This window comes from Xanthomonas bromi, assembly GCF_900092025.1.
GTDB classification, from domain to species: domain Bacteria; phylum Pseudomonadota; class Gammaproteobacteria; order Xanthomonadales; family Xanthomonadaceae; genus Xanthomonas; species Xanthomonas bromi.
This window is the reverse complement of record NZ_FLTX01000027.1, coordinates 125,049-137,996: the sequence shown is the minus strand read 5'-3', so window position 1 is coordinate 137,996 and position 12,948 is coordinate 125,049. Positions and strand designations below refer to the sequence as shown.

8 protein-coding genes are annotated in these 12,948 nt (G+C 65.0%); all 8 read right to left on the bottom strand.

Annotated features, from left to right (window positions below; all coding sequences use genetic code 11):
* Nucleotides 1–191: 191 nt before the first annotated feature.
* The gene (locus tag XBLMG947_RS09660) at nucleotides 192–1,331 is read right to left on the bottom strand and encodes a protein-glutamate methylesterase/protein-glutamine glutaminase (RefSeq protein WP_065468104.1); all 1,140 of its coding nucleotides are present in this window, start codon (nucleotides 1,329–1,331) and stop codon (nucleotides 192–194) included.
* Complete coding sequence (locus XBLMG947_RS09655) at nucleotides 1,328–2,134, bottom strand: CheR family methyltransferase (protein WP_065468102.1); 807 nt, start codon at nucleotides 2,132–2,134, stop codon at nucleotides 1,328–1,330. The genes XBLMG947_RS09660 and XBLMG947_RS09655 overlap by 4 nt, the downstream gene beginning before the upstream one ends.
* A gap of 3 nt (nucleotides 2,135–2,137) precedes the next feature.
* Complete coding sequence (locus XBLMG947_RS09650; RefSeq protein ID WP_065468100.1) at nucleotides 2,138–3,421, bottom strand: EAL domain-containing response regulator; 1,284 nt, start codon at nucleotides 3,419–3,421, stop codon at nucleotides 2,138–2,140.
* A gap of 26 nt (nucleotides 3,422–3,447) precedes the next feature.
* Nucleotides 3,448–3,963: a chemotaxis protein CheW gene (locus tag XBLMG947_RS09645; RefSeq protein WP_065468098.1), complete on the bottom strand. Its 516-nt coding sequence runs from the start codon at nucleotides 3,961–3,963 to the stop codon at nucleotides 3,448–3,450.
* A gap of 10 nt (nucleotides 3,964–3,973) precedes the next feature.
* Nucleotides 3,974–6,127 carry a methyl-accepting chemotaxis protein gene (locus XBLMG947_RS09640; protein WP_065468095.1) on the bottom strand — a complete coding sequence of 718 codons (2,154 nt, stop codon included), beginning with the start codon at nucleotides 6,125–6,127 and terminating at the stop codon, nucleotides 3,974–3,976.
* 68 nt (nucleotides 6,128–6,195) lie between these two features.
* On the bottom strand, nucleotides 6,196–8,220 hold the full coding sequence (locus tag XBLMG947_RS09635) for a chemotaxis protein CheA (RefSeq protein WP_065468094.1): 2,025 nt from the start codon (nucleotides 8,218–8,220) through the stop codon (nucleotides 6,196–6,198).
* Nucleotides 8,221–8,238: 18 nt separating this feature from the next.
* The gene (locus XBLMG947_RS09630; RefSeq protein ID WP_065468088.1) at nucleotides 8,239–8,568 is read right to left on the bottom strand and encodes an STAS domain-containing protein; all 330 of its coding nucleotides are present in this window, start codon (nucleotides 8,566–8,568) and stop codon (nucleotides 8,239–8,241) included.
* A gap of 454 nt (nucleotides 8,569–9,022) precedes the next feature.
* Entirely contained in the window at nucleotides 9,023–12,487 is a 3,465-nt protein-coding gene (gene mfd, locus XBLMG947_RS09625) for a transcription-repair coupling factor (protein ID WP_065468082.1), read from the bottom strand.
* Nucleotides 12,488–12,948: the final 461 nt, after the last annotated feature.

Sequence of the window (12,948 nt, the reverse complement as noted above, 5' to 3'; positions counted from 1 at the left end):
CTTCTCCCGCAGGCGCGAGAAGGGAATGTGGCGGCCTGTGATGGATAGGAAAAATGCGCGCGTCGGTCCTCCCCAGGCGCAGTGGTTCGGTTGGAACACACGCAGTGGTTGTGTCCAGCAGATGCACAGGCTCTGTCGAGCAGAAGACGCGGTGGTTCTGTCAGAGACCTTTCGCGCGTGACGTAGACGTCTTACTGCAGCTGCGTCACGATCTCGCGTGCCATTGCGCCCAGCGGCAGGATGCGATCTGCGCCGCCGCGTTTGATCGCTTCCTTGGGCATGCCGAACACGATGCTGGTCTGCTCGTCCTGCGCCACCGTGCGTGCGCCGGCCTGGCGCATTTCCAGCAGGCCGGCGGCGCCGTCGTCGCCCATGCCGGTCATGATGATGCCCAGCGCATTGCTGCCGGCCGCACGCGCGGCCGAGCGAAACAGCACATCCACCGACGGGCGATGCCGGTTGACCGGTGGGCCTTCCAGCACTTCGACGAAATACTGCGCGCCGCTGCGGCGCAGCAGCAGATGCTTGCCGCCAGGAGCGATCAATGCGCGGCCCGGCATCACGCGGTCGTTATTGGCAGCTTCCTTCACTGCGATCTGGCACAAGCCGTTGAGACGTGCAGCGAAGGCGGCGGTGAACTTCTCCGGCATGTGCTGCACGATCACGATGCCGGGACAGACGCGCGGCAATGCAGTGAGCACTTCTTCCAGCGCCTGGGTGCCGCCGGTGGAGGTGCCGATGGCGACGATGCGTTCGGTGGTCTGCGCCAGCGCGCGCCCGCTCTGCGCCGGCAGGATCACATCGGCAGTGTGTTTGACCTCGGCCTCCAGCGGCGCGGCTGTCGCGCGCGCGACCAGCCGCTTGACGTTGGCGCGTGCGGCGCTGCGCACGGTGGCCACCAGTTCGTCGGCAGAGTCGGTGAGAAATTGCTTGAGCCCCAGCCGGGGTTTGGTCACCACGGCCACCGCGCCGGCGGCCAGCGCATCCATGGTGACGCGCGCGCCTTTTTCGGTGAGCGTGGAGCAGATCACCACCGGCGTGGGCCGCTCGCTCATGATCTTGCGCAGGAAGGTGATGCCATCCATACGCGGCATTTCCACGTCCAGCACGATCACGTCCGGCCACTGCCTGCGCATTTTCTCTATGGCAAGCAACGGGTCGGCGGCGGTGGCGATCACCTCGATGTCGGCCGCGTCGTTGAGCACGTTCACCAGTACCTGGCGCACCACAGCGGAGTCATCGACCACCAGCGCCTTGATGGTCTTGGGGCTGGCAGTCGGGCTGGCAGTGGGGCGGTTGAACGCTGTCGACACGGTGAATCCTTGGGTCATGCCTTGCGGAAAATCGAGGGTGCCACCTGGACCAGATCGATGTCGAGTTCGCTCAGGCTTTCCGAATGGCCGATGCAGAAATGCCCACCCGATTTGAGGTTGGACAGCACGCGCAGGATGACTTCGCGCTTGGTCTGGCCATTGAAATAGATCATCACATTACGCAGGAAAATCGCATCGAAACTGCCCAGTGTCGGCAACGCGGTGTTGAGATTGGCGTGCACGAACTGCACGCGCTCGCGCAGGCGTCGCTCCACCAGCAAGGTGCCGTCGTACTCGCCCTGGCCCCGCAGGCAATAGCGTTTGAGATACGCCTGCGGGATGCCGTCGATGCGTTGCAGCGCGTAATGGCCGGTACGTGCCTTGGCCAGCACGCGGGTGCTGATGTCGCTGCCGACCACTTCGAACGGGCGGCCCTGCAAGGTGTCGTCCAGCACCATGGCCATGCTGTAGGCCTCTTCGCCGCTGGAACTGGCAGCGCTCCAGCAGCGGAACGGCAGCCCGCCGCGGTGTTCGCCGGCCAGCTTGCGTAGCAAGTCGAAATGTTTGGGCTCGCGGAAAAAATAGGTTTCGTTGGTGGTGAGCAGGTCGATCGCGGTCTGGATCTCCGCACGGTCCTGGCGGCTCTCCAGCAACTGCAGATACTGCGTGTAGGTGCTGAACTGATGTTCGCGCAGACGCTTGCCCAGCCGGCCGCACAACATGGCTTTTTTACCCGAGGAAATGCTGATGCCGGCTGCTTCGAAGATGAAGCGCTGGAAGCGGCCGAACTCCTGTTCGGTGATGGCGGTGGCGGTACTCATGGCTCAGGCCACATCCGCATCGCTGGGGAGGGTCGTGTCGCTCAGACGCGCGATGCGCACGGCATGTTCGCGCCACCACTCCGACAGCATCGGCCCGGGCATCGGCGACGCCATCAGATAGCCTTGCGCCAGGTCGCAGCCGAGTTCGCGCAGCAGCCGCCAGTCGTCGGGCGTTTCCACGCCTTCGGCCACGGCGGTGAGTTCCAAGCGATGCGCCAGTTCCAGCGTGGATTCGAGCACGGTGCGCTGGCTGCGGCTGCGATGCGCGGCCTGCACAAAGCTGCGGTCCAGTTTGAGTTCGGTGAAGGGAATGCTGGCCAGGCGTTGCAGCGACGAGAAACCGGTGCCGTAATCGTCGATGGACAGCCCGAAACCGTGCAGGCGCAAACGCGCGAGCATGCTCAAGGCATTGGCCGGCTCCACGATGGCGCTTTCGGTGAGTTCCAGCACCAGATCGGCCGGGCTTAGGCCGTTGTCGCTGAGCTTGGCGCACAGTTCTTCAAGAAAATGATCTTCGCCCAGCAGCCTGGGCGAGAGGTTCAATGCCAGGCTCAGATCGAAGCCTTCGGCGCGCCACTCCACCAATTGCGCAATGGCCTTGTCGATCACCTGCTGGGTCAATGCATGGATCAAGCCTTCGCGTTCGGCCAGCGGAATGAAGCGGTCCGGCCCGATCATGTCGCCTTGCGGGCGGCGCCAACGTGCGAGCGCTTCCACGCCGCGCAGGCGGCCGTCTTGCAGATCGAGTTTGGGCTGGTAGGCCACACGGATTTCGCCGCGGCGCATGGCACGATCCAGACGCGAGGCGGCTGCACCGCCGCTGGACATCAGCGGCGAAATCGCCGCCGGGGCGAATACCGGTGCGCCCGCGGCCGGCTCCGGTTCGCAATCCAGCACGGTGGCCAGGTCCTGCAGGTTCATCGGCTTTTCGATGCCGCCCAGCACGCGCACGCCGGCACTGCGGCTGAGTTGCATCACCGCATCGATCAAGGCGCTGCCACGTTGCGACACCACCACCACCGGCACGCCGTATTTACCGCGCGCCAGGGCATCGAGCAGTTGCACGCCGTCCATGCCAGGCATTTCCAGGTCGACCAGCAGCAACGATGGCGCCTGAGCATGCGTCAGCCATGCCAGTGCCGCGTGCCCGTCGACTGCGCCGTCGACCATGTTGGCGCCGAGCTGGCGACATAACGCCATGGCGTGTTCGCGCTGGACCACGCTGTCGTCCACGACCAGAACCGGGCCGGCCAGCGTGCAGTTGCAGGAGAGAAGAGCAGGGCGCATGGGAGTCCTCGGGTGCATGCGTGAGATCAGGCTGCCAGTTCGGCGGCCGGGAGCTGGGCGAGTGCATGGTTGCCCAGCACGGCATCGGCATCGAGCAGGATCACGAAGCGCTCGCCGATCTTGCCCATGGCGTGGATGAAGTCGCGCGCGATGCCGGCACCGAAGCTGGGCGTGTCGACGATGTCGGCCGGCGCGATCTCCAACACTTCGCTGACCGCATCCACCAACAACCCAAGCACCTGATGCAGCTGGCCGTGCGCGATTTCCACGATCACGATGCAACTGCGCTTGGTGATCGCACTGGCATTGCGGCCGAAGCGCTGCTGCAGGTCCACCACCGGTACGACCGCGCCGCGCAGGTTGATCACCCCACGTAGCGCCGGCGGCATCATCGGCACGTCGGTGGGGACGCGGTATTCGATGATTTCCTTGATGCCCAGGATGCCCAGGCCGAACATCTCCCCGCCCAGCAAAAACGTGAGGTATTGCTGCGGTGCCGTCGATGACGGCACGGCGTGGTTGGTTGCAGTGTGCGCTTGCATCGTCGGCTCCTCAGAAGCTGGCGAATTGCGATTCGTCGATGGCATCGGCGGTTGCCGCCACCACGCCGAGCTGACGCACGTTGGTGCGGCGTGGCGGTGCGCTGATCGGCGCCGAGTGGCTGGCCGGCAAGACACGGCGTGGGCCGCTCTTGTTGCCTGCGCCGGCGCTGCGCCCACCGTTGCCCAGGCGGAAGAAGCCCATCAACTGCTGCAGCTGTTCGGCCTGCGCGCTCATTTCTTCGGAGGTGGCAGCCAGTTCTTCGGCATTGGCCGCGGCCGATTGCGTGGTCTGGTTCAACTGGCCCACGGCCGTGTTGATCTGGCTGACGCCAGCAGTCTGTTCTTCGGAAGCGGCGGCGATTTCCTGCACCAGGTCGGAGGTGCGGCGGATCGAAGGCACCATCTCGCCCAGCACGCGGCCGGCGCTTTCGGCCAGTTCCACGCTGGATTCGGCCACTTCGCCGATTTCCTGCGCGGCGATCTGGCTGCGCTCGGCGAGCTTGCGTACTTCGGCGGCCACCACCGCAAAGCCCTTGCCGTGTTCGCCGGCACGCGCGGCTTCGATGGCGGCATTGAGCGCCAACAGGTTGGTCTGATACGCGATGTCGTCGATGATGCCGATCTTCTTGGCAATGTCCTTCATCGCCACCACGGTGGCGCGCACGGTGTCGCCGCCGTCGGCCGCTTCGCTGGCGGCCTTGGCGGCCATGCTGTCGGTGACGCGTGCGTTTTCGGTGTTCTGCGCGATGGAGGCGGTCATCTGTTCCAGCGAGGCGCTGGTTTCTTCGACGCCGGCTGCCTGTTCGCTGGCCGCCTGGGCGAGCGCCTGCGCGGTGGCGCTGACTTCTTCCGACGCGCTGGCCAGGTTTTCGGCGTTGCGGTTGACCTCATCGACGATTTCGGTGAGTCGGCTCATGGTGGTGTTGACGTAGCGCTGCATGTCGGCGAATGCGCCTTCGTAGCGGCCTTCCACGGTGTGGGTGAGGTCGCCATCGGCCATCGCGCCCATGACCTGGATCACTTCGGAAATGCTGCGCAGGTTGCCGCGTGCGCGTTCCACGGTCTCGTTGATGAAGGCCTTTTTGCCCGGCAGCTGCGCCAGCGGCGCGTCGAAGTTGCCGCGGCCGAACTCGGCCACCACACCCATCGCCAGTTTCTTGACCGCGATGTGCGCGCCGACCATCTGATTGATGCCCAGCGCCATGCTGCGGAAGTCGCCATTGAAGCGCGCGCTGTCGATGACCACGTCGATATCGCCGGCTTCGTGTTCGGCCGACATGTGGTTGATCTCGGCGATCAGGCCGGTGAGATTGCCGCGGACCTGTTCGATGGTGTCGTTGATGAAGCGCTTCTTGCCCGGCAGCAACGGCAGCTGCGCGGTGAAGTTGCCGCGGCCGAATTCGTCGACGCAGGCGATGGCCTGTTTCTTGACGGCGATATGGCTGGCCACCATCGCATTGATGCTCTCGGCCATGCGGCGGAAATCGCCGGTGAAGCGCCGGGTGTCGATGACCACGTCGATATCGCCGGCATCGTGCTCGGCCGACATGCGGTTGACCTCGGCGACCATGCCGGTGAGGTTGCCGCGGATCTGGTCCACCACGTCGTTGATGAAGGCCTTCTGGCCCGGCAGGCGTTCGAGTTCGGCGGAAAAATTGCCGCGGCCGAACTCGGCCACGCACGCCATCGCCTGTTTTTTCACCGCGATATGACCGGCCACCATGCGGTTGATGCCATCGCCCATGGTGCGGAAATCGCCGTCGAAGCGCGCCACGTCGATACGCGCATCGATCTGCCCGGCATCGTGTTCGCGCGAGACGCGGTTGATCTCTTCGTTGACATGGCGGATGCCGCTCTGCACCTTGCGCAGCCCGCGCAGGACGTCGCCGGCCTGCTCGTCGCGCACTTGCGGCAGGGCCACATCGAAGTTGCCGCGCGAGAAGGCGTCCAGTGTGGTGGTGGCCAGCTGCAGCGACTCGCTGGCAAACCGGATTGCCCAGACCAGCAAGGCGCCGCTGACCAGTGCAGCGACGATGCTGGTGCCCAGCAAGGCCGCGTGCGACAGCGTCAGCGCAAAGCCGGCGACGACCACGACGACGGGCAGGGCGACGGCAAGCGCGGCGGTGAACCACAACTGCGTGGCGATAGGGAGACGGTGTGACATGGCGGTGGCTTCCTGGGGTCAGGTAACGACAAACGACGCGATTTGTGCGGTAGCGGTGGTGAGCGCGCTCAGGCAGCCAACGCGTCCTGGTTAGGGTGCAATTGCTGAATCAGGCTGGGCACATCCAGAATCAGCGCGACATCGCCGCTGCCCAGAATGCTCGACCCGCTGATACCTTTGACCTGCGCGAAGACCTTGGACAACGGCTTGATCACCGTCTGCCATTCGCCCAGCAGGGTGTCCACGACCAGGCCGAAACGCTGCGCGCCCTGGCGGATCACCACGATGCTTTCGCGCGACGGGGTCTTGCCGCCCAGCGCGAACAACTCGCGCAGACGGACATACGGCAACACGCTGCCGCGCAGGTCGATGTAGTCGCTGGCGTAGTCGGGCGTGAACTCCACGCACTCTTCGACGACATCCAGCGGCACCACGAAGACCGATTTGCCCACGCCGACCTGAAAGCCGTTGATGATGGCCAGCGTCAGCGGCAGGCGTACCGAAATGGTGGTGCCCAATCCGGCAGCGCTGTCGATCTCGACCGTGCCGCGCAGCGCGGTGATGTTGCGCTTGACCACGTCCATGCCGACGCCGCGCCCGGACAGATTGGTGACCTTCTCTGCGGTGGAAAAGCCCGGTTCGAAAATCATCGCGAACACGTCGCGGTCGCTGAGTTGGCGGCCCGGTTCGATCAGGCCACGTTCGAGCGCTTTGGCCAGGATGCGGTCGCGGTTCAAGCCGCCGCCATCGTCGGTGATCTGGATGACGATACTGCCGGAGTCGTGATACGCGTTGAGCCCAACGGTGCCGCGCGCAGGCTTGCCGCGCGTCACGCGTACGTCAGCCGGTTCGATGCCGTGGTCCATCGCATTGCGCACCAGATGGGTGAGCGGGTCGCCGATCTTTTCCACCACCGACTTGTCCAGTTCGGTGTCTTCGCCGGCCACCACCAGGGCGATGTCCTTGCCGAGCTCGCGCGCGACATCGTGCACCACGCGCTGGAAGCGGCTGAAGGTGCTGCCGATCTTGACCATGCGCAGCTGCAACGCGCTTTCGCGCACGTCTTCGACCAGGCCGGCCAGGATCGAGGCCGATTCCAGCAATTGCGCATCGCCGGTGCGTTGCGCATTGGCGTTGGTGCTGGACACGGCAATGATGAGTTCGCCGACCAGATCGATCATGCGATCGAGCTTGTCGGCATCCACGCGGATGGAGCGCGCGTCGGCGTTGCGTGCGCCTGCATCGGCTGCGGCGCGTGCGGGTGCCGCAGCCGACGCAGCAGCTGGCACTGCGGCAAGTGCAATTGCCGCAGTTGGCGCCACTGCAACCGCAGTCGGCGCGCGCGCGGCAAGCTCGGCACTGTCGGTCGGCGCCGGCACGGCCAGGATCTCCAGATCGCAATCTTCGCGGACGAATTCGAACACGTCCTCGATCGCGGCGCGGTCGGCATCGCTGCGCAACAGGATCTGGAAGCCCAGGTAATTGGCTTCCGGATCGAGGTCGTCGAAGACCGGCAACTGGCTGATATCGGTGCCGATCGATTCGACCGAGCCCAGGCTGCGCAGGTTGCGGATCAGCTTGAGCGGCGAGTTGCCGAAGCGTAGCGCGTCGGCAAACAGTCTCAGGGTGATGCGCCAGTAACCGCTCTGTTTTTCCGGCGTACTGTGCTGGATGGCGGTCGCGGTGACGCCGCACGCGCTGCTTTGCAGGTAGGTCTGCAGTTGCGCCAGCAGCGGCTCGGCTTCGGCAGCCAGGGCGGCCGGGTCGGCGTGGCTGGGGTCTGCAGCGGTTTCGACCAGGGCATGGATATGGTCGCAGCACACCAGCAGCAGCCCGACCAGTTCCGAGCTCAGGGTCAGCGCTTCGTCGCGCACCAGATCCAGCACGCTTTCCACGACATGGGTGAAGCCGACCAGCTGCGGTAGATCGAACAGGCCGCCGGAGCCCTTGATGGTGTGCGCGGCGCGGAAGATGGCATTGACCGCATCGGGCGACGATTCGCCACGCTCGGCTTCGAGCAGATGGCGTTCCATGTCTTCGAGCAGGTCCCGGCTTTCGGCCAGAAAGGTCTGCATCAGTTGGTTCATATCCATTAGCGCGCCACCGGTCCTTTAATGAATTCGTTCGCCCAGGCCTGCAACCGCATGCGGGTACAGGGCCTCGAGCAGGCCGAGCAGTTCGATCACATCGACCACCGCGCGGCTGGAATCGGTCAGCGAAAACGGCCGGCCATCGGCCTGGATCGCCTGCTTGGTGGCTAGCAGCAATTGCAGACCGGTGGTGTCGATCTCGCTGACGGCGGCCAGATCCAGATGCAATCCACCGGGATGCAGCAGGGCCGGCTGCAGCAGCGGCTTGAGCTCGGCGGCACGGCGAATGGTCATCTCGCCCTCCAGGGCAAGCGTCAGCGGAGCAGGTAGATCGGACAGTGGCATGTTCATGTGTGCCTCAAGCGCTGCCGCACGTTGGGTGCGATGACGCGGGGGAGAAGGTCGCGGTGGCATGGATCTGCGTGGCGTTGCTCTGCACGCGGTGTCATGCCGGTCTATGCAGGTATCGGCGCCCCGCTGGAATATTTAGGTCAAATTCAGTCGAATGACGTAAATGTGAGATGTAGTAGCAGTTTTGGAATTAACTGCTCAGGTTTGTCGCAAGCAGGCTCATACGGTGTTTGTCCCGGACAGTCCCGGGACAATGCGCGCGTGTTTCAAACATGCTCGAGCAGAGCAGATCGAGCAGGCGCAAGGGCTGCCAGCCCGTTGCGTGCAATGCAGATCGATGTGGTGTTGGAGACAGATCGTGAGCACGCCCTGCACGCAGGTGGTGCCCACCTGCGTGCAGGGCCTCCAGTTGCGGTCGAGTCTGTTGCGACGCCGTCGAACGCCGCGTTACGCTTCAGTCCGGCGCAAGCGCGGCCAACAAACCGCGTGCGGTGTTGAAGCGGTCCGCGCCCTCGGGCATCGGCAGCTTGATGCGCAGCTTGTCCGGGCCATCCATGGTGTAGATCTTCGGCTGCTTCTGGATCATCTGGATGATGGTCATCGGGTCGATCGCCGGCTTGGCCTCGAACACCAGCCGCCCGCCGTTTTCGCCCAGATCCAGCTTGCGGATCCCCAAGGCATTGGCCTGCAGCTTGAGCTCGGCAATGGCGAACAGATGCTTGACCGGATCCGGCAGCAGGCCGAAGCGGTCGATCATCTCCACCTGCAATTCGCGCAACGCATCGGGGTCGCGTGCACTGGAAATGCGCTTGTACAGCGTCAGGCGGGTATGCACGTCCGGCAGGTAATCTTCGGGAATCAGCGATGCCACGTGCAGCTCCACCTCGGCGCCACGCACTTCTTCGCCGGCATCCAGGTCGGGCAGCTTGCCCTGGCGGATGCTGCGCACCGCGCGCTCCAGCAGCTCGGTGTACAGGCTGAAACCGACCTCGGCCATCTGCCCGCTCTGGTCTTCGCCGAGCAATTCGCCGGCGCCGCGGATTTCCAGATCGTGCGTCGCCAGGGTAAAGCCCGCGCCCAGTTCGTCCATCGAGGCGATGGCTTCCAGGCGCTTTTCTGCGTCGGAGGTCATTGCGCGCCGGTCCGGCACCACCAGGTACGCATAGGCGCGGTGATGCGAACGGCCCACGCGGCCGCGCAGCTGATGCAACTGCGCAAGACCGAAGCGGTCGGCGCGGTTGATGATGATGGTATTGGCGTTGGGAATGTCGATGCCCGATTCGATGATCGTGGTCGACAGCAGCACGTTGAAGCGTTGTTTCTGGAAATCCAGCATCACCCGTTCCAGCTCGCGCTCGGGCATCTGCCCGTGCGCGATGCCGATGCGGGCCTCGGGCACCAGTTCGGAAAGATCGCGCTGCATCCGCACGATGCTTTCCACATCGTTGTGCAAGAAATACAGCTGGCCACCGCGGCTGAGTTCGCGCTGGAACGCTTCGCGCAGCAGCGTGTTGTCCCAGGCGGTGATGAAGGTCTGCACCGCCAGCCGGTTCGGCGGCGGGGTGGCAATGATCGATAGATCGCGCAGGCCGGCCATGGCCATATTGAGCGTGCGCGGGATCGGCGTGGCGGTGAGCGTGAGCAGATGCACGTTGGCGCGCATCGCCTTGAGCGCTTCCTTCTGCCGCACGCCGAAGCGTTGTTCCTCGTCGACCACGACCAGGCCGAGATCCTTGAACTTCACGTCCGGCTGTAGCAAGCGGTGCGTGCCGATGATCACGTCGATCTCGCCGCTGGCGACCTTCTCCAGTTCGGCCTTGATTTCCTTGGTGCTCTTGAAGCGCGACAGCACTTCCACCTTCATCGGGTAATCGGCGAAGCGGTCGCGGAAATTGCGGTAGTGCTGTTCGGCCAGCAATGTGGTCGGCACCAGCACGGCGACCTGCTTGCCGGCGCTGGCCGCGGCGAACGCTGCGCGCACTGCGACTTCGGTCTTGCCGAAGCCCACGTCGCCGCAGACCACGCGGTCCATCGGCTGGCTGCTGCCCAGATCGCGCAGCGTGGCATCGATGGCCGCGAGCTGGTCGGTGGTTTCTTCGAACGGAAAGCCGGCCGCGAACGGTTCGTACATCGCGCGGTCTACCTGCAGCGCCAGACCCGCACGCGCACGGCGACGTGCCTGGATTTCCAACAATTCGGCAGCGACGTCGCGAACCTTTTCGGCCGCCTTGCGCTTGGCCTTGGTCCATTGCTCGCCGCCCAGCGAATGCAGCGGCGCGGTGTCGGCCGAAGCGCCGGAATAGCGGCTGATCAGGTGCAGCTGTGCCACCGGCACATACAGCCGGTCGCCCTTGGCGTATTCGATTTCCAGGAACTCGCCGGGCATGCCGCCGGCGTCGAGCACGATCAGGCCGCGGTAACGGCCCACACCGTGGTCTTCGTGCACGATCGGCGCGCCTTCGGACAGTTCGCCCAGATCGCGGATGATCGCCTCCGGCTCGCGTCCGACCCGGCGCGTGCGGCGCGGTTGGTTGGCCCGCTCCGGGAACAGCTGGCGCTCGGTCAGCAGCGCAATCTGCGGCTGATCCAGCGCGAAGCCGTCTTCCAGCGGCGCCACCGTAATGCCGAAGCGCAGCGTGCCCGCCAGGAAGGCCGGCACATCGGCCACCACCTCCGGCTTCAACTGCGCGGCGGCCAATACTTCCATCAAGGCTTCGCGGCGACCGGCGGAATCGGCGGCGACCAGCACGCGGCCCGGGTAATGGCTCAGGAACGAGGCCAGCGCCTGGCCTGCCGGGGCGTCTTTGGCAGCCACCGGCAGCGGCGGCAACGGTTGGTCGCCGAGCGCGACGGCGTCCTCGATGCGCGCATGATCGCTGGCCCACACCTCGATGCGCGCCAGCTTGTTGAGCCGCTCGCGCAGCGCGTCCGGCGATTGGTACAACTCCTCCGGTGGCAGCAGCGGGCGCTCTACATCGTGGCGGCGTTGCTCGTAGCGGTGTTGCGCCTGCGTCCAGAACGTATCGGCGGCATTGGACACGCCGGTGGCGATCACCGGCAGCACGCGCTTGTCCAGATAATCGAACAGCGTTGCGGTCTGGGCGAAGAACATCGGCAGGTAATACTCGATGCCCGACGGCGCCAGCCCGGATTTGAGATCCTGATACAGCGCGCTGCGCCGGGTATCCACGTCGAAGCGTTCGCGCAGGCAGGCCAGCACGCGCTCCACGCTGGCATCGTCCATCGGCACTTCGCGACCCGGGAGCATCTTGACCGCGTCCACCTTGTCCATGGAACGCTGCGATTCCGGATCGAACACGCGGATCGAATCGATGTCTTCGTCCAGCAATTCGACGCGCAAAGGCGTGTCCGCGCCCATCGGAAAGACGTCCAGCAGGCCGCCGCGCACCGCAAAATCGCCCGGGTCCATCACCTGCGGCACATTGCGGTAGCCCGCGCTTTCCAGACGGCGTTTTTCCGCATCCAGATCCAGTCGCTGGCCGACGGTGAGATCGAAACTGCCGCCGACGATGTAGCTCAGCGGCGACAGCTGCTGCAGCAGCGTCTGCACCGGCACGATCACCACGCCCTTGGTCAAGCCGGGCAGGCGGTGCAGGGCGGCCAGACGCTGGCTGATGATTTCCGGGTGCGGGCTGAACTGGTCGTAGGGCAGGGTTTCCCAATCGGGAAACGGCACCACCGGTAGCGCCGCGTGTTCGCCGAGCAAGGCATGCAGATCGGCTTCGAGCTGATGTGCGCTCTGGTTATCGCGTGCGATCACCAGCAGCGGGCCGGCATGCGCCTCGGCTGCCCGTGCGATCGACCACGCCAGCGCAGTCGGAGAGGACGGGGCGCGCCAGTAGGCGCGGAGCTGGCCGGACTTGGGCAGCGGCGGAGAGGGGAAGGTAGGCGACGGCATCAGCCCACGATTTTATCAGAGCCCCCACTGTGGCCGGTCCATCTGGTGTGAAAGGAGACGCCGGGCGGCCCAGCGTGGGCGCTGCGGGGCGCGCGCGTTGTGCCGAGTGTCTGGAACACGTATCAAGCCGGGCTGTTGGTCGAGTGCGCGGCGTCCTCACCGCTTGCAGGACACGCCGCAAGTACGTCGGTGTAGGCTCGATGGCGGCATCCATGCCGCCAACGGTCCCGCAAGCGGCGAGGACACCGCGCCAGACAGTTGGCTGGTGGCCAATTGAAAGCAGGGCATTGCGTGGTCGGTGGCCGCTACCGCGGATAGCTTCGTTCTGAAACTTGAGAGGCCACCGCCAGGGCGATGGGCGAAGCTAACGATTGACCGACTTGGAACGCGTCTGTGCGGCTCTCGTGTGTACCAACCCGATCGACAGGTCCCGCCTTACGCGCACTGGATGCCGCAGAAGA